The 21,585-nt window shown below is 57.7% G+C and carries 20 protein-coding genes; 3 read left to right on the top strand and 17 right to left on the bottom strand.

Going from position 1 to position 21,585, the window contains the following annotated elements; translation table 11 throughout:
* Positions 1 to 37: 37 nt before the first annotated feature.
* The 14 genes from RA28_RS09410 to RA28_RS09475 form a co-directional block, all read right to left on the bottom strand.
* Positions 38 to 1,099, bottom strand: a complete 1,062-nt coding sequence (locus RA28_RS09410; protein ID WP_039527137.1) for a C4-dicarboxylate TRAP transporter substrate-binding protein — start codon at positions 1,097 to 1,099, stop codon at positions 38 to 40.
* Between the two features lie 162 nt (positions 1,100 to 1,261).
* Positions 1,262 to 2,770, bottom strand: a complete 1,509-nt coding sequence (locus RA28_RS09415; RefSeq protein WP_039527140.1) for a class I adenylate-forming enzyme family protein — start codon at positions 2,768 to 2,770, stop codon at positions 1,262 to 1,264.
* Positions 2,771 to 2,783: 13 nt separating this feature from the next.
* Positions 2,784 to 3,791, bottom strand: coding sequence for an NAD(P)H-dependent flavin oxidoreductase (locus RA28_RS09420; protein ID WP_039527143.1), 1,008 nt, complete (start codon positions 3,789 to 3,791; stop codon positions 2,784 to 2,786).
* Entirely contained in the window at positions 3,788 to 4,582 is a 795-nt protein-coding gene (locus RA28_RS09425) for an oxepin-CoA hydrolase, alternative type (RefSeq protein ID WP_039527145.1), read from the bottom strand. The genes RA28_RS09420 and RA28_RS09425 overlap by 4 nt, the downstream gene beginning before the upstream one ends.
* The gene (locus RA28_RS09430) at positions 4,579 to 4,986 is read right to left on the bottom strand and encodes a PaaI family thioesterase (protein WP_039527149.1); all 408 of its coding nucleotides are present in this window, start codon (positions 4,984 to 4,986) and stop codon (positions 4,579 to 4,581) included. Before RA28_RS09430 ends, RA28_RS09425 begins: the two co-directional genes overlap by 4 nt.
* 9 nt (positions 4,987 to 4,995) lie before the next feature.
* Positions 4,996 to 6,129, bottom strand: coding sequence for an acyl-CoA dehydrogenase family protein (locus RA28_RS09435; RefSeq protein ID WP_039527151.1), 1,134 nt, complete (start codon positions 6,127 to 6,129; stop codon positions 4,996 to 4,998).
* Positions 6,130 to 6,140: 11 nt separating this feature from the next.
* The gene (locus RA28_RS09440; protein WP_039527154.1) at positions 6,141 to 7,337 is read right to left on the bottom strand and encodes an acyl-CoA dehydrogenase family protein; all 1,197 of its coding nucleotides are present in this window, start codon (positions 7,335 to 7,337) and stop codon (positions 6,141 to 6,143) included.
* Positions 7,328 to 8,527, bottom strand: coding sequence for an acetyl-CoA C-acyltransferase (locus RA28_RS09445; RefSeq protein WP_039527157.1), 1,200 nt, complete (start codon positions 8,525 to 8,527; stop codon positions 7,328 to 7,330). Before RA28_RS09445 ends, RA28_RS09440 begins: the two co-directional genes overlap by 10 nt.
* A 10-nt stretch (positions 8,528 to 8,537) precedes the next feature.
* Positions 8,538 to 10,625 carry a 3-hydroxyacyl-CoA dehydrogenase NAD-binding domain-containing protein gene (locus RA28_RS09450; protein WP_039527160.1) on the bottom strand — a complete coding sequence of 696 codons (2,088 nt, stop codon included), beginning with the start codon at positions 10,623 to 10,625 and terminating at the stop codon, positions 8,538 to 8,540.
* A 418-nt stretch (positions 10,626 to 11,043) separates the two neighbouring features.
* Positions 11,044 to 11,832 (bottom strand): ABC transporter permease, encoded by a 789-nt coding sequence (locus RA28_RS09455; protein WP_039527162.1) that lies wholly within the window; start codon positions 11,830 to 11,832, stop codon positions 11,044 to 11,046.
* Positions 11,825 to 12,763 (bottom strand): ABC transporter permease, encoded by a 939-nt coding sequence (locus RA28_RS09460; RefSeq protein WP_039527165.1) that lies wholly within the window; start codon positions 12,761 to 12,763, stop codon positions 11,825 to 11,827. Before RA28_RS09460 ends, RA28_RS09455 begins: the two co-directional genes overlap by 8 nt.
* Positions 12,760 to 13,485, bottom strand: a complete 726-nt coding sequence (locus tag RA28_RS09465; protein ID WP_039527169.1) for an ABC transporter ATP-binding protein — start codon at positions 13,483 to 13,485, stop codon at positions 12,760 to 12,762. Before RA28_RS09465 ends, RA28_RS09460 begins: the two co-directional genes overlap by 4 nt.
* Entirely contained in the window at positions 13,479 to 14,162 is a 684-nt protein-coding gene (locus RA28_RS09470; protein WP_039527173.1) for an ATP-binding cassette domain-containing protein, read from the bottom strand. The genes RA28_RS09465 and RA28_RS09470 overlap by 7 nt, the downstream gene beginning before the upstream one ends.
* Positions 14,159 to 15,682 (bottom strand): ABC transporter substrate-binding protein, encoded by a 1,524-nt coding sequence (locus RA28_RS09475; protein WP_039527177.1) that lies wholly within the window; start codon positions 15,680 to 15,682, stop codon positions 14,159 to 14,161. Before RA28_RS09475 ends, RA28_RS09470 begins: the two co-directional genes overlap by 4 nt.
* 395 nt (positions 15,683 to 16,077) lie before the next feature.
* Here RA28_RS09475 and RA28_RS09480 point away from each other — a divergent pair, with 395 nt between their 5' ends.
* The 3 genes from RA28_RS09480 (at position 16,078) to RA28_RS09490 (ending at position 18,502) form a co-directional block, all read left to right on the top strand.
* On the top strand, positions 16,078 to 16,482 hold the full coding sequence (locus tag RA28_RS09480; RefSeq protein WP_039527180.1) for an RrF2 family transcriptional regulator: 405 nt from the start codon (positions 16,078 to 16,080) through the stop codon (positions 16,480 to 16,482).
* Between the two features lie 82 nt (positions 16,483 to 16,564).
* Positions 16,565 to 17,728 (top strand): NAD(P)/FAD-dependent oxidoreductase, encoded by a 1,164-nt coding sequence (locus tag RA28_RS09485; RefSeq protein WP_052261390.1) that lies wholly within the window; start codon positions 16,565 to 16,567, stop codon positions 17,726 to 17,728.
* A gap of 81 nt (positions 17,729 to 17,809) precedes the next feature.
* A complete protein-coding gene (locus tag RA28_RS09490) occupies positions 17,810 to 18,502 on the top strand; it encodes a glutathione S-transferase family protein (RefSeq protein WP_039527183.1) in 693 nt (230 codons plus the stop codon).
* Positions 18,503 to 18,618: 116 nt separating this feature from the next.
* Here RA28_RS09490 and RA28_RS09495 read toward each other — a convergent pair whose 3' ends face one another.
* From RA28_RS09495 to dctP, 3 genes are all read right to left on the bottom strand, one after another.
* Positions 18,619 to 19,926, bottom strand: coding sequence for a TRAP transporter large permease (locus RA28_RS09495; protein WP_039527186.1), 1,308 nt, complete (start codon positions 19,924 to 19,926; stop codon positions 18,619 to 18,621).
* The gene (locus tag RA28_RS09500; protein WP_052261391.1) at positions 19,926 to 20,426 is read right to left on the bottom strand and encodes a TRAP transporter small permease; all 501 of its coding nucleotides are present in this window, start codon (positions 20,424 to 20,426) and stop codon (positions 19,926 to 19,928) included. The genes RA28_RS09495 and RA28_RS09500 overlap by 1 nt, the downstream gene beginning before the upstream one ends.
* Positions 20,427 to 20,489: 63 nt before the next feature.
* Positions 20,490 to 21,503 (bottom strand): TRAP transporter substrate-binding protein DctP, encoded by a 1,014-nt coding sequence (gene dctP / locus RA28_RS09505; protein ID WP_039527189.1) that lies wholly within the window; start codon positions 21,501 to 21,503, stop codon positions 20,490 to 20,492.
* Between the last annotated feature and the right edge of the window lie 82 nt (positions 21,504 to 21,585).

Raw genomic sequence — 21,585 nt, forward strand, 5'->3', positions numbered from 1 at the left:
CCAGAACGCCGTGCCCAATCGGGCTTCGATACCGCGATTAGTGCGTCCAGGGACAACCCTGCGCTTCGAATTCTGCGGTGTACTCGGCAACGGCCTGGGTGAAGATCCCGATCAACTGATCCGGGTCCAGACCGACAGAGGCCGCGTTCTCTTTCCAGTCTGCGAGGAACGGGGCAGCTGCCTCATTCAGCTTGGCACTGTCGGCTTCGGTCAGATCGATGACTTTGACCTCACGCTCGAACCCGTTGGCTTTCATCGCGTCCATCGCTTTGGCATTCGCACCAATCACGATCTTGGCAAACTGGTCCGGCAACTCGGTGCCGGCCTGGGTCAGAACCGCCTTTTGGCCATCGCTGAGACCATCATAGATGTCCTTGTTCATGAACATGCCATAACCGCCAAGCTGGCCCCAGTTCAGGACCGTGTAGCTGTCGATGACCTCATGCCACTTCAGCGCCGGGATGACGTAGGAATAGCCTTGGCTGCAATCGATGAGGCCGGTATCAAACCCCTGATAAGCCTCATAGATGTTGAGGTTGACCATCGTCGCGCCAAGCTCACCAAAGACTTTGCCATAAACGCCCGCACCGCGAACCTTGTGACCGGCGATATCCTCAACCGAGTTGATCTCGACCCCGCGGCAGGCAACATTCACGTCAGAGGCGGTGAATGTACCCAGATAGACCAGGTTCTGCTGTGCCAGATGCTCGGTGATCTCGGGCGTCTCACGCATTAACTTGTCGGTAGCACGCAGGCCGACCCAGACATTCGCACCAGACAAGGGCAGGTCAGCCAGTGAATAGGCTGCCATTTCCTTCTGAAAGTAGGCCGAGATGATCGAGCCCGCATCGGCGACGCCATTGCTGATCCCCTGAACAGAAGCCGGAGCTTTAAACAGCGCCCCACCCCACTGAACGTCCAGTTTCAGGTCGCCATCTGACAGTTCATTGATCCGTTCACTGAACCAGTTCAACGCCGCCGGAACCGTGCCGCGTGCCGGGCCGCTGTGGCCGTAAAAGATCGTGGTTTCCGCAAGGGTCGCCGTGCCCATTGTCAGCGCGAGAGCCGCGCCGCCCACAAACGATTTGATCCTTCCCATGAGATTCCTCCTCCTCCTCAGGATGTCTGGGTGGTTCTCTTTTGTGGAATTAAATTCCACATAAAAGAATTAGAAAATTTGGTGAGAACTGACTTTTGGTGGTGAACCCACCGCCAATTCAGTTGTTTTGTGTGTTGATCCTGTGTTTCGTCTGTCTCGTTCTCAAAGCTGATCAGCAAAGGCCTCAATCAGCTTGGATTTCAGTATTTTTCCTGTTGGTGCCGCTGGCAGATCTGTCGCGACAATAATGCGCGCGGGTCGCTTATATGGCGCCAGTTTGTCATGCACAAAGTCCTTCAAATCAGCCTCGCCAATGGCACAACCCGCATCGACTTTGACAAAGGCAAGCACCTCTTCGTTGCCTTGGATCGCACGCCCGACCACGCCGGCAAACACCACATCCGGATGTTCGGAGAGTGTGGCCTCGACTTCGTTCGGGTAAACGTTGAACCCGGAGTGAATGATCAACTCCTTGCAGCGGCCGGAAATGTGCATCCGCCCTTCGTCATCAATCCGGCCCAGATCACCGGTGCGAAAAAATCCGTCTTCGGTCAGAGCTTGCGCTGTCTGTTCCGGATCACGGAAGTACCCTTTCATGACTTGCGGACCACCCAGTTGGATTTCGCCGATCCCTTTCTCGGCATCCGCACCGGGCACATCCATGTCCAGACGAAATTTGCAGTTCAGCATGGGCCGGCCAACGCTGATATCCGGATCACCTTTGGCGTTCTGCGTCGCACAGACCCCGGCTGTGCCTTCGGTCAGGCCGTACCCGTTCTGCAGCGGCAGGCCGTAAAAAGCCTCTGCCTCGCGCTTCCAGACCGGATCCAGCGGGGCTCCACCCGATGACACATGCCGCAACAGACCGCGATCATACCGCGCCTTGTTGTTGGCGCGGGCGTAGTGAAACAGTTGGGCATGCATCTGCGGAACGCCCGGCAGAAAGGTCACGTCCTCTTGCATCGCCTGATACATCCGTTCGACAGCAAACCGCGCTTCCATCCGAATGGTGCCTTTCGCCCATGTCATCGCCAGAAAGGTCACAAAGCCATAGATGTGGCTCAGCGGGAGCGCGAGGAAACACACATCATCGGATTGCACATCGCGCACCGCCGCCGTGGCTTTGGTTGCGTTTATCAGGTTCCCATGGGTCAGCATCGGCGCCTTCGGTGCACCAGTCGTGCCCGAGGTGTAGAGCATGAGCGCAACCTGCTCGTCCGCCGCTTCAAAAACCGGCTCTGGTGCGCTGCCTTCGCGACGCAGCAGCGCGACCGAGCCAAAGGCACCGGATACGGTTTTGGCCTCGAAATGATCCGCGTGGCTCTGCGCGACGCTGGAGACATCGGTGCTGAACATCACAAGGCTCGGGTCGCTATGACCGAAAATCCGCGACAGTTCTGTTTCCGTCAGCCGCGCGTTGATCACCACAGAAATGGCATCCAACCGGCTCACTGCGTTGATAAAGGCCGGAACCGCGATACAGTTTTCGAAAACCAAAACCACGCGATCCCCGGCACGTACACCGAAGGCACGCAGAACCACCTCAGCTTCATCCGCCGCCTGCAGAACCTCACCCCAGGTATGTCGCTGATCTTTATGATCAACGACGGCGACACTCTCCCCGGCGACCGCAGCGGCCTCTGTCAGAAAATCGTGGATACGCGTCTGCATCAAGAACCTTTCCTCAGCATCCTGTCAGACCCAGACGCCGCAATGCCAAGGTCGCATCGGTTTCAAACCGGTCGACGATTTCGGCCAGCGGCTGAACCTTGTCGACAAACCCCAGCGCGTGCCCGGCGGCCAATATCCCACGCGACGTATCGCCCGTTTCATAGGCTTTGCGCCCTATCGCGCCCGAGATGTGCTGCATTAGCTCCTGCAGGCTGACGTCAGGATTTTCGCTTTCAATTCTTGCCACGGTTTCGGTTGTGACATTGCGCAAAGACCGCGTGGTGTTGCGGATTGAGGTCATGCATAGCTGCGTGTCCAGCTCGGTCGCATCGATCAGTTTCTGCTTATAGTCCACATGTGCCCTGATCTCTTCACACACAAGAAAACGCGTGCCAATCACAACGCCCGAGGCCCCCATCGCCAAAGCCGCCACCAGTTGCGAGCCGCGTCCGATCCCGCCACCAATCAGCCACGGGATATCCAGACGCTCACCGGCCAGCCCGGCATTCGCCATCGAGCCGATCATGTCCATACCGGGATGCCCGCCGCATTCTGCTCCGACGATTGCAACCATATCGACACCCACATCCTGTGCCTTCACGGCGTATCGGATCGACGGCACCTTGTGCAGAACGTGAATCCCCGCGTCTTTGAGGATCGGCATGAACGCTTCGGGATTACGTCCCGAGGTTTCCACAAATTTCACACCGGAGCCCGCAATCAGGTGAAATACCTGCTCGGTTCGCTCGCCTTGCACCAGTTTCGGCAGCATCGAGACATTGACGCCAAAAGCCCTGCCGTCGCACATCTCTCGGCACTTTTCTATTTCTGCCTTCAGGTCATCGAGTTCGGCAAAGCTTGCTGAGGTGATGAACGAAACGATCCCCGCCTTGGCCGCTGCCGCCACATATTCAGCCCGCGCCAGCCATTGCAGCCCACCGGCAATGACTGGCAACCGGGTTCCGTAGGTTCGGGTTACAGCGGTATCAAAGGCCGATGTTTCCGGATTGAATGCAATCATCGTGTCCCCTCCCTACGAAAAACAGGGGTTTGCTTGGTCAAAAAGGCGTTGATACCGATCTGAGCCTCGTCCCGGCCAAGCGCATCGGCCATTGCGGTGCGTTCCGTTTCCAAATGCCCCTCAAGGCTGGCGGTTTCGCCCGCGTTCATCAGCTTCTTGATGGCGGAAATGGCCTCTTGCGGACCGTTGGCGACTTCTTCGGCCAGATCGCAAGCACAGTTCAACGCCCCGCCCGGCGCCACGATCTCGGTGATTGCGCCCAGCTCGTACAGCCGTTCCGCCCAGATCGGATGCGCTAAAAGGGCCATACGTGCGACCGTCGCGCGTGGCAGGATTTTCATCAGCGTTTGCGTCGCTCCGCCATCGGGCACCAGCCCCGCGCGTACATACGCCAGAACGAACTTCGCGCCAGAGGCGCTGATCAGCATGTCACAGGCCAAAGCGATGCTGACCCCCGCGCCCGCAGCACCCCCTTCAACCGCAGCAATGACCGGTTTCGGGCAATTGCGGATTGCGCGGATGATGTCATGCAGGCCGTTGATGCTCTCAAGCCGCTCGCTCATCGACATTTCGCGGCGGTCCTTGAGCAAGTTCAGGTCCCCGCCGGAACAGAAGAAACCATCCTGACCAGTCAGAACTACCGCGGCGATGTCCGGGTTTTCGGCAGCATCTTTCAGCCCGTCAAGGACACCCTTGTAGTAATCCGGCGACAGAGCGTTGCACGTTTCCGCGTTCGTGTTCCAGAGGATCAGCGTCGGACCGCGAAGCTCTCGGCGAAACAGATTGCTCATGCCACAGCCTCCGGCTTTTGGTATCGTTTGAACACGCCGGTTGAAGTTGCGATGAGACGATCTTGCGCGTCGGTCAACGCGGCCTCGACGAAGACCAAAGAGCGCCCGCCCCCTGTAACCTTCGCGACTGCACGCAACGAACCCGGGGCAGCCGGTGCAAGGTAGTTGATGTTCAGTGAAATCGTGGTGAAAGGCATGGCCCCCGTTTCATCGACCGTCAGGCTCGCAGTAATCCCGCTTGCTGAATCCAACAGCGTCGCCGCCACTCCGCCATGCAGCACAGCGTGGCGATTCAAATGCACCTCGGCCGCCTCCAGCAGACAAGACACCTGCTTTCGCTCCGCATCGATTTCGACGCGAAACCCCAACAAATCGGCAAGCGGCAAAGGTGGTCTGTGCAACATCGCGCGTCCTCAGGCGGCGTTCAGCGCAATGAAACGCTCAAGGTGGTGATCGACGTCGCCGAACAGGTGATCAATCATCACCAAGCGTCGCGCGAAATGTGACAGGGCATATTCATCCGTCATCCCAATACCGCCATGCATCTGAATGGTCTCTTCCGCCACCAGAGCCCCGGCCCGACCGACCAGGTTCTTTGCCGCGCTGACATAACGCTCTCGCTGATCACGCGGCGCATTGATGTTGCCTGCCAAGTTGACAACGGCGGATCGCGCCTGTTCAACCTCGATCAACAGATCGGCCATGCGGTGCTGCAACGCCTGAAACTTACCGATGGCAACACCAAATTGCTTGCGCTCTTTCAGGTAGTTGATGGTCAGGTCCTTGGCGGCTTCCATCGCGCCAAGCGCTTCGGCGCAAACCGCCAGAATTGCGCGGGCGACTGCCGTCTCGATCGCATCATAAGCCTTGCCCGGTTCACCCAATCGGGCGGAGGTGTCCAAAACGACGCCTTCCAACTGGATCATCGCCGCAGCCGTTCCATCGATGTTCAAACGGCCCGTGATCATTACGCCTTCCGCATCGGCGGGAACGACAAACAGCGAAATTCCGTCCTGGTCATGGTCTTCCCCGGCCTCACGCGCTGACACAACCAGCATGTTCGCCTCTGCCCCGTTCAGCACATGCGCTTTGGTACCGGTCAGCACAATCTTGTCACCCTCGGCCACCGCCTTCGTAGAGATCTGGTTCAGATCATAGCGTGCGGTGGGTTCTGAATGCGCGAAAGCCAGAATGGCTTGCCCCGCAATGACCTCATTCAGCATCGCTTTTTGGTCTTCGGACCCAAGTGCGGCAACCAGCCCGCCAGCCAGAACCGCGTTGCCAAGGATGGGTTCTATAGTTCCTGCGCGGCCAAGCTCTTCGAAAACAACGGACAAGTCAAAACCCGCGCCGCCGAAACCACCGACCTCTTCGGGAAACAAGGCCCCCAGGACGCCCAGCTCCGCCAGTTTCGCCATCACTTCAGCGTCATAGGGCTTGCCCTCAGCCAGCAGTTTCCGCCGTGCCTCATGGTCGTAGGTTTCGGCTAATACGCGCTGCAGCATATCCTGCAGCATGGCGCGTTCTTCGGTCAGATTGAAATCCATAAACGCTCTCCTCAGAGTTCCAGAATGGATTTGGAGATAATCGTGCGCTGAATCTCGTTGGACCCGCCAAAGATCGAGAGTTTGCGCATGTTGAAGTAGGTCGGTGCGGCAGATGGGGCGTGTTCTGGCCCATTGGGCAGTTGGTTGTCACCGCCTTCCAGATATTCGGGCAGAAACGGCATCGCGTCCGGCCCTGCCGCGCGGCGCAGCAATGAGGTCAACTCTTGCCGCAGCAGCGTCCCCTTGACCTTGAGCATCGAGCTTTCGGCCCCCGGTGCCTGACCCTTTGCCGCCGCAGAGACCACCCGCAGATTGGTTGTTTGCATCGCCATCAGATCAATCTCGACCTGTGCCATGCGGGCTGCGAAATGCGGATTTTCGGCCAGTGGACGCCCACCCGCCATTGTCGTGGCGGCAACGGTTTTCAAAGTCGCCAAGGCAGCCTGCGAAAACCCAACGCCCGCGATATTGGTACGCTCATGGGTCAGCAGGTATTTGGCATAGGTCCAGCCTTTGTCCTGCTCACCCACAAGGTTTTCGACCGGCACGCGAACGTTGTCGAAAAAGACCTCGTTCACTTCGGCCTCACCATCAATCAAAACGATAGGTCGTACAGTGACGCCCGGCGATTTCATGTCGATCAGAAGGAAACTGATACCTTCCTGTTTTTTTGCCTCGGGATTGGTACGCACGAGACAGAAAATCCAGTTCGCGTGCTGGCCCAGCGTTGTCCATGTCTTCTGGCCATTCACGACATAGTGGTCGCCTTCCAGTACGGCGCGGGTTTTCACCGCTGCAAGGTCGGACCCGGCCCCCGGTTCGGAATATCCCTGACACCACCAGTGTTCGTTGTTCAGAACCTTCGGCAGAAACCGCTGCCTTTGTTCTTCAGTGCCAAAGGCGAACAACACGGGTGCCAGCATCGTCAGGCCAAATGGCACCAGCCGCGGCGCGTTGGCCCGACAGGCTTCTTCTTCAAAAATCATCCGCTGCACGGCGTCCCATTCGGCCCCGCCGTATTCCTTGGGCCAATTCGCAGCCAACCAACCGCGATCATTCAGAATGGCATTCCAATCCTCGCTGTCCTGCTTGGACAACCGCTTGCCAAGACGCACTTTTTCGCTGATGCGCTTGGGCAGGTTCGCAGCCATGAACGCGCGAACTTCGGCGCGAAATGCCTCTTGCTCCGGGGTAAAGCTCAGATCCATCTTGGGCTTCCTCGGAAAATCTCGAACAGGCCAGCGGCACCCTGACCACCGCCGACGCACATGGTGACAACACCCAGCTTGGCGCCGCGGCGGCGGCCTTCAAGCAGGATGTGGCCGGTCATCCGCGCCCCGGTCATTCCGAACGGGTGACCGATCGAGATTGAGCCACCGTTGACGTTGCAGATCGCCGGATCGATGCCGAGTTGATCGCGGCAATACAGCGCCTGACTGGCGAAGGCCTCGTTCAACTCCCACAGATCGATATCCCCCACGGTCAGGCCATGGCGCTCAAGTAAGCGCGGCACGGCAAAGACCGGGCCGATGCCCATTTCATCCGGCTCACACCCTGCCACCGCGAAGCCTTTGAAGGCACCCAGCGGCTCAAGACCCTGCCGCTCTGCCAGATCCGCGTCCATCAGGACCAAAGCTGCTGCTCCGTCGGAGAGCTGAGACGCGTTTCCCGCCGTGATGAAATTGCCCTCACCCTGCACAGGCGCGAGACCTGCAAGACCCTCCAAAGTCGTATTCGGCCGGTTGCAATCATCCATGCCAAAGGTGACTTCCTTACGCGTCACCTCGCCGGTTTCGCGGTCTTTGAAGGCCTGCGTGACCGTGATCGGGACGATTTCATCATCCAATTTTCCAGCGGCCTGCGCAGCCGCCGTGCGCATCTGGCTCTCAAGCGCCAGCTCATCCTGCGCCGCGCGGCTGATATTGTACCGTTTGGCGACCGTGTCCGCCGTCTGGATCATCGAGTCGTAAATGGCCGGTTTGTTTTCATCGAGCCACGCTTCACGCTTCTGCGGCGGGCGCGAGGGTGGCATCTGACTGATGCTCTCCACCCCTCCGGCAATCGCTGCCGGTGCACCTTCGGCGGTGATCGCGTGCGCCGCCATGGCGACGGCGTTCAGGCCCGACGAGCAGAAACGGTTCACCGTTGCCGCTGCAACCGTGATCGGCAACCCTGCTCGAACCACCGCATGACGGGCGATGTTTGCGCCCGTGAGACCTTCGGGATAGCCACATCCAATGAACGCGTCCTCGATCAGGTCGGGGTCCACTTTGGACCGTTCGACCGCATGTTTCACCACATGGCCAGCCATGGTCGCGCCATGTGTTTCGTTGAACGCCCCGCGATAGGACTTCGCAAGGCCGGTGCGGGCGGTTGATACGATGACGGCTTGTTTCACGGCTTTGTCCTCAGGCGTTCAGGCTGGCGAAAGTCTTGCCTTCAGTGACAAGCTTCTCGAGCAACGGGGCAGGTTGCCAGAGGAAGTCATCCTCGGCGGCGAATTTCTTGATATCCTTCAGGATTTTATCAGGTCCGACAGTGTCGGCATACTGCATCGGTCCACCGCGCCAGCGTGGGAAGCCGTAGCCGTTCAGCAAGGTCACATCCACGTCCAATGGACGCAGCGCGATACCCTCTTCAACGATCCGCGCGGCTTCGTTAACCATGGCGGCCATGTAGCGATCCACAATCTCCTGAGCATCAATCTCGCGGGTTTGGATGCCTTTCTCAGCGCGTTCCGCCTCGATCAATTGCAGCACCTCGGGGTTCGGTTCGGATTTGCCGTCCTTGTGGATGTAATATCCTGTGCCGGTCTTGCGTCCGAAATGGCCTTGTTCGCAGAGCTTGTCTGCGAAGTCGGCATAGACCTCCCGCGGGTCCCGATCCGGCGCGACGCGCTTGCGGTTGGCCCATCCGATATCAAGACCGGCCAGATCGCTTACGGCAAACGGCCCCATCGCCAATCCAAAGGCGACCAGAGCATTGTCGATTTCAATCGGGCTGGCACCGGCCAGAACTGCGCCGTCTATCGCCTTACGGTAATGGGCGAGAATACGGTTGCCGATGAAGCCATCGCAAACCCCTGCCCGCACGGCGATTTTGCCCATCCTTTTTGCCAGCGCGAAACCCGTCGCCGTCACATCGGGCGCCGTCTTTTCACCGACGACCACTTCCAACAGCTTCATCACATGCGCGGGCGAAAAGAAATGCAACCCGATCACATCCTCGGGACGGCTGGTCACGGCGGCGATCGCGTCCACGTCCAGATACGACGTGTTCGAGGCCAGAATGGCTCCGGGCTTGCAGATAGCATCCAGTTTGGTGAATACGTCCCGCTTCACCTCCATGCTTTCAAATACGGCTTCGATTGCTAAATCCACATGCGCCAAGGCTGCATAATCGTGGTTGGCTCGAAACTTTGACGCCAAAATCATATCATATGCGGCCTGGTCCAGTTTACCGCGCTTCACCGCACCCTGCAGCAGTTTGGAAACAGTCGAGATTGCCCGATCAACCGCCTCGGCGTCGCGTTCGATCAGTGTCACATCAAGGCCGGACAAGAGCGAGCTAACAGTAATGCCCGCACCCATTGTGCCGCCACCAACAACCCCGACGGCGGCAATTTCGCGCGGATTTACGCCTGCAATCTCTGGCAATTTGCCCACTTGCCGTTCGGCAAAAAAGGCATGGATCAGTGCCGAGCGCTGGTCGGAATCCAATAATTCCCGGAAAAGCGCACGCTCTTGCGCCAGCCCTTCTGCAAATGGCAGTTCCACAGCGCCTTGGATGGCATCCATGCATTTCAAAGGCGCGATCTGGCCGCGCGCGGATTTGGCAAGTTTGGCGCGGGCGGTGTCGAACAGTTCAGGCTCAACAGCCTTGCACGGCAACTCGCTTGTTCGGCGCGATTTGGCACCTTCCGCGATCAGCTCTTCCGCGTAGGCGATCCCTGCCGCGCGCATATCATCGGTCTCTTCCAGTTTATCAATTATGCCCAACTCCAGCGCCTCATCAGCGCTGATCGGCGCGCCCTTGGTTATCATGGCGATAGTTTTCTCGACAGAAACCAATCGCGGCAACCGCTGGGTACCGCCCGCGCCCGGCAACAGGCCCAGCGTGACTTCGGGAAGGCCGAGTTTCGTGTTTGGCGCAGCCACGCGGTAGTGGCAGCCCAACGCCAGTTCAAATCCACCACCCAGTACCGTGCCATGCAAGGCCACAACAACCGGCTTTTCGCTTGCTTCGATCTTGTTGATAAGGCCGGGCAACATTGGCTCTTTCGGCGGTTGCCCAAATTCCTTGATATCCGCACCGGCAATGAACGTGCGCCCCGCGCCGTAAATCACAATTGCCGAAACGCGTTCATCCAAGGCCGCCTGCTCAATCGCTTGCAACAAACCCTCGCGCACTGCGACGGACAATGCGTTGACCGGCGGGTTTGCAACCTCAATGACTGCGACCTCACCACATAGCTTCAAGCTTACCGGCTTTGGCAATTGGCTTCTCCCTACCCCAACGATCCAAGCTTGAACCGGTTGTATTCTCCAATTGTAGAAATTTCAACATGCAGAATTTAATTTCTATAATCAGAACATGTCCGATCCCCAAGGTTCCATTTCCGACGCATCAGAATGATCGAAATGACCTGCCGCCACCTGCGTTGAAGTTGGACGCAAGGCAAAGAAAATTTGGCGCTTCAGAACGGAGTCTCGCGATGAGAAAGTCAAATTGATCAGCAACCCACATGCCGCCGGGCAAGTCGTCTATTCGTTCCTGATGCGGGACTTTCCGGTTGCAGCGTTCCGCAGCCGGCCAAGTCCAACAGTATGAGATCGCGGCTCAATTGAGTCGATTCATTTTCGTGCCATTTGTCCAGGGAACGCCGCTCTCACAAGGAATACGTCCTGGTTCCAATCAGCTTTGTCGGTCAACCAGACTGTCCCGCAAAGCGTCGCCGCAGAGGTTGATTGCGAGAACACAGGCCGCCACGGACAATCCGGGCCAGATCATTTGCAATGGGGTCGACCGCATGTGGATTCGGGCATCCAATAGCATGGTGCCCCATTCCGGCATGGGCGGTTGAACGCCAAAACCCAGAAACCCGAGCGCGGAAATTCCAAGAATCGCGCGTGCGAACATCCCAGTCCAGACAACGATCAGCGAGGGCACCAGAGCGGGAACATAGTGTGATCGCGCAATTGCAAGCGGTGACAAACCGGCCAGCTTTGCCTGTATGACAAATCCCCTGTTTTTGAGCGACAGACCAACGCCTCTGGCAACGCGCGCGTAGCGCATCCAACTGGTAATGCCGAGCGCAAAGATCAGACTTCCCGTTCCCGCCCCCAAAAGGCCGGCAATGACCACGGCGGCGACAAGTTCTGGAAAGGCGAGGAACGTGTCGGTCGTCCGCATCAAAGCCCAATCCGCCAGCTTACCGCCCTGTGCGGCTGCAAGGCCCACAAGCGTACCAATCGAAAGTCCGATGACCGAAATCAGAAAGGCCAGACCCAATGACCATCTGGCCCCGTACAGCAGCCTAGAAAGGATATCCCGACCCAACGCATCCGTACCCAAAGGCCATTGTTCCGATGGCGAGCTAAGGCGGTTGGGTATATTGATCGCTGTTGGGTCATGCGGCGCAAGCATCGGGCCAAAAACAGCCAATGCGACTAAAACCAGCGATAGGGCGAAAACACTACGCATCGTGCTCTCCAATCCGGGGATCCAGCACCTGATAAAAGATATCGATGAGCAGATTAATGATCACAAACAAGAGCGCGGTCAGCAATACGACCGCCTGCACCTTGGGGAAGTCACGGGCTCCGATCGCGGTGACCAGAAAACCGCCCAAACCCGGGCGTCCAAAGATCACTTCGACCACGACGACCCCTTCCAACAGAAACGCAAGTTCAAGACCCAAGACCGTGACAACGGGGATTGCGGCATGGGGCGCCACGTGATCGCGTTCTATCGAAGACGGTGATACGCCCCGGCGACGGATCGCCGGCAAAAAGCTCTGGTTGCGGGCTTCGAGTATTCCCGAGCGGATGATCCGTGTCAGCGACGCCGCGACACCCAAGCCGAGCGTTAGGGCCGGTAGGACAAGATTTGCCGTGCTGCGTGCCCCCATGGCGGGCAACCAACCCAGATGGACAGCAAACAAAAGGATCAAAAGCAAACCCAGCCAGTACTGAGGGATCGCAACACCCACCGAGGCCAGTGCGACGCAAACACGGTCCAACACGCTGCCCGGGTTTCTTGCCGCCAAAGCTGCGAGAGGAAGCGCGATTGCCAAACCAATTGCAAGTCCCATCAACGCCAACGGTACTGTGTAGCCGATCGCCGTGACGAGGTCTGGCCACACCTCGCGCCCGGTCACCGATGAGCGACCGAAATCGCCGACCAGCAAGGGGCCGATCCAGTCTTTGAACGCCGCCCAAAACCCGGCGTCCAGCCCGGATTCTGCGCGTACTTGCTCCAAAACTTCTGTGGGAACCACGAAGTTGTAACGCGCTTGCGCGATCGCCATTGCCGGATCGCCCGGAGCGTTCCAAAGCAACACAAATGTCAACAAAGCCGCGCCGGTTACGACAACGGCGGCCCGCAACACCAGTCCCAGTATGGCAAAGGTCATCGTCTTCGCTCCAGCGCACCCAAAGAAAAGGCCGCGTCCCTCAGCTTGCGCCCATAGTTCGTCTTTGGGTTCGAAACAAAAGCGTCTGGGGTTCCGACCTCCTCGATACTGCCAGCCCTTAAGACAGCAATTTCATCGGAAAACGCGCAGGCGTATCCAAGGTCATGCGTGACAATCAACGCCGTAAAACCTTCTTCGGCTTGCAAATCCGCAATCAGTTTCGCGGTATGCTTTTGCGTAATGGCGTCCAGTGCGGACAGTGGTTCGTCAAAAAGGATGAGAGGAGGGGCTGCAACCAAGGCCCGCAAAATTCCGACGCGCTGCGCCTGACCGATCGAAACCTCCGCAGGCTTCCGGTTCAACAACTCGGGCGCAAGTTCAAGACCATCGCACAGACGTTTCAGCCGTTCCGTCAGGATATTTGTCTTGCGGGCGCGTAGCGGCTCTTGAACCGAGCGACGAAGGGAATGAACCGGGTTAAAGGCAGCGCGCGGTTCTTGCATGACCAATGCTGGTCGACAGGCGCGCACAGGCGCACCGGACCATGTGATTGCACCCTGTGACGGGGTAAGCAACCCCAGAATGCTTGCAATCAACGTGGACTTTCCTGCGCCACTTTCACCGACAACGGCAAGCGTTTTGCCCGCTTGGATCGAAAAGGACACATCATTGAGCGCCACCGACTTCGCGCGCTTCACCGTGATATTGCCGACGTTCAGCATGGCAACTCAAGCCAGCTTCTATGAGCCGCCAACGCCCGTGCCGCCTGGGTCTTGGGCCTTTCCAACAAATCCGTTGTCAAAGCGTTTTCCACGATGTTCCCCGCATCCATGACCATCAGTTGCGAGACCCGCCGCGCAGCGAGGCCCAAATCGTGTGTGATCAGGATCATCGCGGTCCGCCGACCGGACAAAAATTTGTCCAGCAAGTCCATTGTGTCGGCCGCAACAACCGGATCCAGCGCAGAGGTCGGCTCATCCAGAACAATCAACTCGGGCGATCCAATCAGCGCCATGGCAATGACAAATCGCTGTTGCATCCCACGGCTCCAGCCCCAAGGTCGCTTGCGCAGATCGCCATGTTCGATCCGGAGTGCCGAAAACAGCTGTTGCCGACGCTGTTTGTCGTGGTTCAACCCCAACGCTTTTTCCGCCTCGCGCCAATGAAACGCCATGGTCCGCAAGGGATCGAGCGCTTCATCCGGGCTTTGGGGAACCTGCGCGACGACGCGGCCCTGCCTCTGCAAGTCATCGATCAAAGCGTGACCGAGTGTGGACTTGCCCGAGCCGGACGATCCGACCAGACCGATCCGCGCACCAGGCTCTATATCCAGCGATGTTGGGTGAAGTATGATCCGGCCCGCGCGTTCAACGCGCAGGTCGGACACCGAGAGTGTCATTCAGCGAACTTTGTTTCGTGCGTGACCCAATAGGTTTCTGTCGGGTGCACGGCATAACCCGTCAGTCCGGGCTTTGCGACATTGACCTGACTTACGTGGAAAACAGGGATCAATGCGCCCTCGGCATGAATGATCTGTTGCACCTTGTCATAGATCGCTACGCGCTTCTCCTCGTCGAACGTCAGACGACCATCTGCGAGCAACGCATCCAGTTCCGAGTTCGAGTAGCCCCCGGAGTTTGATCCGCCATCGGTCTTAAGCAGCGTTTCCAACACGCCGCCCGGGTCGCCTTGGGGCGTCATAACCCAGGCCTGCAGGAACATGTCGGCATTTCCGGCAGCAATCTCATCGGTCATGGCGCCCCATTCGCCAACACGAACGGTGGAGGTGATCCCGATCGCCTGCAAAAACGCCTGCGTCAGCTCCGCTGTGGGAGACAGCGCTGCGCGACCGGAATAGGTCACGATATCAATTTCAAGCGGCGCGCCATCCAGCATCCACTGACCGCCTTCTTTGACGGCACCCGCCTCGGTCAGCAGGGCCTCTGCCCCGGCCATATCGTAGGTCGCCGGTATGTCCACCGCCCAGCCCATACCTGTCGGGAAAACCGTTCCAGCAGGCGTTCCGCCAACGCCCGACAATACCGCATCGACAACCCCCTGACGGTCTATCGCCATCGATACCGCCTGACGGATCAGAGGGTTCGACATAGGACCGCTTGCTGCGTTCACAGTATAAAAGTAAAGCCGGGCGGTCGGAGCCGAAAACCCAAGTGCACCGGTTTCTTTTATCCGTTCAAAGTCTGTCTCGGGATAGTTGATGACCATATCGACTTCTCCAGCTTCAAACGCCAATGCCTGAGTGCCCGGATCATCGACGTACACCACCGTGACCTCTTCCAGCCCCGGAGCGCCAAGCCGGTAGTCCGGGTTTGCTTCGACATGGTAGGATTGCTCCACGACCGCTTCGCGAAAAACAAAGGGGCCTGTGGCATTGATCGGGAATGCATCGGAAGGTTGGCCAAGAATGGCGATTCCGGGTTCGGACAGCGTCCATGGGAATGCGGCGTTTGGGCTGTTGGTTTCGAAAACGACGACGTTTTCGCCATCCGTCGACATCCCCGCCAGATCCAGCAGGTTGGCAACCCGTTTGTTGTGACCGGGATGACCTTCTTCCGAGATCGGCGCAATCGACTCCACGACCGCCTGCGCAGTCACTGGTGTTCCGTCGTGAAAGGTAATGCCATCGGGCAAAGTAACGCGCCACGTTGTGGGCGATGACTGTTCGATGCTTTCAGCCAGACGCGGATACAGCTTCAGATCGTAGTCGATGCCCATCAGCGTTTCGGTCACGCCTGTCTGATTGGACGTCCATCCGTTGTACTCTGCGCGCGGATCGGGAACCTCTGACCGCGGGCCGTAGCCCGACGAGATCGTCAGGCTTCCTTGTTGGGCGAGTGTTGGCAGAGCCGGCGCAAACGCGACGCAAGCTGCAAGCGCGAGCCGTGAGAAAACAGTCATGAGCGTTCCCTTTTAGTTATGAGATCTGATTTAAGACTGGGTGGAATGGCGTTCCCCGGCGAAGGTGCGCGATTCTGCCTGACAGTTTTGTTGGTGCTCCACTCAAGCGCCTTCTCAATCCCGAGATTTCGGACCGAACCGGTCTTGCGGACACCCGTGAACCTGAAATGTTTGCCTGCGAGAGGGGTTTGCAGTGCAGTGCGGGCGACGAACAGATTTCTGGTATCGCGCCCTTCAACCGGCTTTCACCGCGAAGGCTTGCTTTACCGAAACTGCGATAGTACCGCGCAGACATGCGAAATCGCCAAAATCTCCCTCAGACGTCACGCAACTACAAAGGTTACTAGAAATACGCAACACACAAAGATACATGAAATGCAAAAAGGAGCCGGATCGTGAAACCCAATAGCCGCTTGGCCCTCGCACTGCATACCCTGGGTCACATGGCCGGCGAACCGGAACGCGTGCGAACCTCGGCTCAAATTGCACAGCACTCGGGCACAAATCCCGTCGTAGTGCGTCGCGTTTTGGGCCGGTTGAAGCAAGCGGGCCTGCTGCTGTCAGAGAAAGGCCACGCCGGTGGATGGTGGCTGGCCAAAAGCCCTCAGGACATTACGTTGGCCGATGTTTATCTGGCGTTGGACGAACAAATGATCGCGCAGAAAAACAGCGGTCAGGCGTTGTCGTGTTCCGTCGAACAAGCGCTGCATGACAAGGTCACGGTTGTCTTGGAAGAAATTGAGCGCAGTCTTGTTGAAAGACTTGCAAGCACCTCAATTTCTGACATTTCTGCAACCTGATGCCGTCATGCGTCGAGCAGAGGTCTGAGGGGATCTGCACCAATCGAGCCGAAAACAAAACAAAGCTGAATTTAGGAAACCAATGCATCGAATTGTAGTTATTGGCCGGGGCCTGATCGGGAGCGCCGCGGCCCGCCATCTTGCCGAACATCAAGACGGAATAGCCTGTATCGGGCCGGACGAGCCCGATGATCAGGATATGCACACCGGGGTATTTGCCAGCCATTACGACGAAGGCCGAATGACGCGGTACGTCGATCCAACACCGGAATGGTCGATCACGGCGGGTCACTCCATCCGGCGCTATCGCGATCTTGAAGACCGCAGCGGAATCACGTTCTACGCCCCTGTCGGATACCTCGGGCTCGGTGTCCCCGAATCCGATTATAACGCGCGCTGCGCGGAAACCGGTAAGGCCAACGGTGCCGAGATTGAGCATCTTGATGCCGCTGCAATTCGGGCGCGGTATCCGTATCTTTCGGTGACCGACGACGTGGATGGGTTGGTCGAAACCGGGGGGGCTGGATTCATTAGCCCAAGACGTATGGTTCAAGCGCAGACCCATCTTGCCGAAAAAGCCGGTGCAACCTGTATCCGCCAAGCGGCGAGAGCGGTTCGAACCGTTCCCAAAGGCGTTGAGGTCGAACTGTGGGATGGTTCGGTCGTGCAGGCCGAAAAAGCACTGATCGCGACGGGTGCATTCACCGCGGCTTGTGGTCTCAGCCCCAAAGATCTCGGCCTCACGGTTTTTGGGCGAACCACAGTATTGGTCCGGATCGAAGGCGAGGCGAGCCAAACACTTAGCGACATGCCGACGATGATCGACACAAAGGTTGGTGCCTACATTCTGCCGCCCATCCGATATCCCGACGGCCATTCCTACCTCAAGATCGGTGTTGGAAGGCCAACGGATCCCCGCTTTACGTCACTGAACGAACTGCAATCCTGGTTCAAAGGTGACGGCGCGGACGTAGATCGACAAGAGTTCACGGCGCGGCTGAAAGAGCTGTTTCCCATCCTCAACCACTGCCATGTATGGCTGACCGACACCTGCGCAGTTACCCAAACACGCAGTGATCTGCCGATTATCGACTTTGCCCAGGACGACCGTATCGCCGTTGCCGTCGGCGGCTGTGGCAAGGGCGCAAAAGGTTCGGACGAATGGGGTCGCATTGCGGCTGATTTGATCAGCGGCAACCCGTGGTCAACAAAGGTTTCGCGCGAGAAGCTGGCTCTTCCGGTTTGATCGTAACGAGACCGGGAGGCTGAACCGCAAACCTGAGCCGGCATTAAGGTAGCATTGGACTAAGCAAAGGCGCGACAGACGATGAAGTATAGACTGCACAACCGCCTGGGGTCCGGTGGTTTTGTCATCGAGGCAACGCTTGCCGCGGCAAACATCGACTTTGCCTATGAGCCGATAGAATCCACGCCAAATCAACCGCTTGGACCACAGTTGGACGGGCTGAGTTCCTGGGGTCAGGTGCCGGTATTGGAACTGAAAGACGGAACGAGGTTGACGGAAACCGCTGCCATCCTCGCCCATTTATCCTATGCCGAACCCGCCCTGAAGCATGGCCCAACACTTTGGATCGACAACCACCCATTGTTTTTGCGGTGGTCCGTTTTTCTTGCGGTCAACGCGTATGAAGGCATCCTTCGAAAAAGCTACACCCATCGGTACTTTGACGGTGCGCCCAACGCGCCGGACAGCACCGATGGCACGCGCACCGAGGTCGAAGCGCAAATGACAGCGGCCATTCGCAAGGCGGCGAGTGATAAGGTTCACGCCGCCTTCAAATGCATCGAAACAGAAACCGCTGACCATAAATATCTCTTAGGTGACCGACTGTCGGCTTGTGACATTTTTCTGGCCATGCTCTACGCGTGGCACAACCAAAAACCCGACCTGCCAAAGTGCACTTGGATCACCACTCAGGTCGCAACCCACGACGACATACGACCAATCTGGCAGCGAAACTTCCACGACCGGCTTGATTTCAAATGGCATGAGCTTTGAAGTCGGTGTGTTGGGGATTAAGTCAGGGCGCCATATCCCGAGCTAACAACAGAGCGACCGCGCAGCAACGGATTCAGCACTTCGGAAAGTGACCACTAAAGGTATGGGCATACGTATCACAAGGATGGCAAAAACAGTGCCAACCCGGGGAACGCGATCAGTAGAACGACCAGCAAAAGTGAGCAGAAGATAAACGGGAAGGCGGACGTGTAGATTTCACGCATCGTCGTGCCCGGCGGCGCGACGCCTTTCATTACAAAAAGCAACAGCCCGAAGGGCGGCGTTGTAAAGCTGATTTCAAGCGAAAGCAGCATGATCAGTCCGAACCAGATCGGGTCAAACCCAAGGGTCTGCGCCAGGGGAAAAAAGATCGGCACGGTCAGCAGCATGATCGATATCTGCTCCATGAACATGCCCAGCAAGAGGAGTACCGCGAACATAACCGAAAGCATTGCCAGCGGGGCCAGTTCGAATGCAATGGCCCAGTTCACCAATCCTCGGGACGCACCTGAAAACGCCAATAGCTGACTGAACGTGGCCGAGCCAAAAACGATCAGGTAGGCCATTAGAGTGACCTTCAAAGCGCCTGTTACCGACTTTTTGATCGCCTCCCACGTCAAACAACGGAACAGCGCCGCAAGGACCAAAACACCCAACGCGCCGAAAGCCGCCGCTTCGGATGGGGTCACAAAGCCCTGAATCATCAGAACGATAATTACCACCATGACGCCGACCATCGGGACGACCTCGGTCATGAGCAACTTAAGGCGGTATCCCAGAGACATCGGCGCAACGTCATAGGCGGGGGCCGCATCTGGGTCTATCCGGGTCTGCAACCATATGGTCCCAATGTAAAACGCAGCCAGAATCAGTCCGGGGATGACCCCTGCAATAAGCAGCGCCGCAACGTCGATCTGCGCAAGTGTCGCCAGAAGAACCGCAAGAGCTGAAGGCGGGATTATGATTGCCAGACCACCTGTGCCCAGAATGGGCCCGATGCTCATATGCGACTTGTAACCACGCCTGTTCATTTCGGGCACCATGAGCGATCCCAACAGGGCTGTTGAGCCCATCGAAGAACCGGACAGGGTGGAAAACGCAGTGCCGCCCAAAACGGTCACATAGCTCAACCGCCCCGGCAATCGGCCGAGCAGTTTGTCGATCGCACTGAACATGCGCCCGCCCAGTCCGGTATGAAAGAAAATCTCGCCCATCAACAAGAAAAGGGGGATCGGCATCAGGGCATATTTCGTCAATGCCCCAAGCCCGTTGTTGAGCAGTTGCGTGACGCCCCGTTCCCCGCCCATGAACACCCAGGCCCCAACGATATTGGCGGCCAGAAACGCCAAAGCGACAGGCATGCCAATGGCCATCAGGAACACGATTGATCCCAACAACAGAGCCAGAGCCTCGTACCACTCCATTATTCGTGAATCCCGGCTTCGCCGCTGTGCATCAGTTCGGCCCCAAAAACAAATCGCGAGAACTCAATCGCCATAAGCCCGAATGAAAGCGGGAAGGAGATCGTCAGCATCCAGCGGGGAAAGTAGTAGGCGCGGGTATCAAAATCTCCGCGCTCGACATTGGTCAGGACCAGATCAGCCCCCTGCCATGCAAGGATCAAGCAGACAACGACGCAGGCAGCCGCGACCGCACGGCTGACAATGCGGCGCAGGTGCAAAGGCAGTGCAGCAGTTACAAGTTCGATATGTACATGCCCTTTCTCCCGCACCAACCACGGCGCGCCAAGCATTGTCATGTACAAAAGACCGTATTCAGCGGATGTGAAAAGCCATGCAAAGGGCTGGAGCCCAGCGTTTCGCATCAGGACCGACGTGATGACGGACAACATCAACCAGACCAGAAGCAGACCCGCGATGATGGCCATACCAAACAGTACTGCGTCGTAGACCTTTTTCATCATCCAGCCTGTTCTGCCCCAAGAATTTGACAGGCCCGGCAAATGCGCGCGGGCCTGCCGCCAGACCTAGTTTGCAGCGTCGAGATCGTAGAACAGTTCGATCAGACGGTCATAATTCCCTGTTCCTCCGGGCTGTTCCGCCATGAGGCCATTCATCCGTTCCCACGTCTTTTCACGCGCGGCGGCCAGGTAATTCGCCTTGGCGTCCCCTTCGAGGCTGACAACCGTCATTCCAGCCGCATCCAACGCCGCGAAATCTTCGTCCCGCTTGCTGCGCAGCGCTTCGACACTGTCTTTCTCGTGCTGAATCGCCACATCCTGCAGGATCGTACGAGCCTCGTCAGACAGTGAATTCCAGCGCTCCAGATTGACGATTACGCCCAGGTCGGTCGAGAAGAAGCAAGGCTCGATGCGGTAGTTCAGAAACTCGTTCCATTTCAGGTCGATCAGACCGATCTGGGTCCACCCTGTCGCGTCCACAACACCTCGCTGCAGGGCCGAGTACACCTCGCCCGTCGGCAGATCGATCACCTGCGCGCCAAGATAGTTCGTAAAGAAAGCGTTGTAGACGTTGTTACCGCGCAGCTTCAGGCCTTCGACCTCAAGATTGCCGTCAGCATCGAAACTGGGCTCGTCACGGGTCCAAAGGTTATAGCAGACGCCACTGTCGAACCAGCCGAGGTATTTCAGCCCCATCTTTTCCTGATGGATCTGGTCGATCAACTCTGTGCCACCATTGGCGCGGGTCTCGATCGCGGTCAGGTTTGATGCGACCATCGCATCCTTTTCGGGCAGCGCGCCGCCATAGAACGAACCGGGCGTGTAGACCATGTCGACAATCCCGTCTCGCACGGCGTCTGGCTGTTGAAACATACCAATGGCCTCGGGTCCGCCGCGCACGTCAATCTGGATGACACCTTTGCCCGCCTCGTTCACCTTGTCGACGAAATCAAGAAAGCTCTGAGTGTAGATCAGGGTTTCGGGGAAGGCATGCACGGCCGAGATGGTTTCTTCGGCTTTGGCCGTTCCGGCAACCAGTACGGCCCCTGCCAACAGGCCAGCCAATGAATTCATTTTCATAGTTTTTCCTCCACTTGTTTCGGGGGCATTTTGTTGAGATCGCCCCATGTTTTTCATGGCATTTTTGCCTGTCTTGCGCCGT

Origin of the sequence: Ruegeria sp. ANG-S4 (genome assembly GCF_000814005.1) — a bacterium.
Taxonomy (GTDB): Bacteria; Pseudomonadota; Alphaproteobacteria; order Rhodobacterales; family Rhodobacteraceae; genus Ruegeria.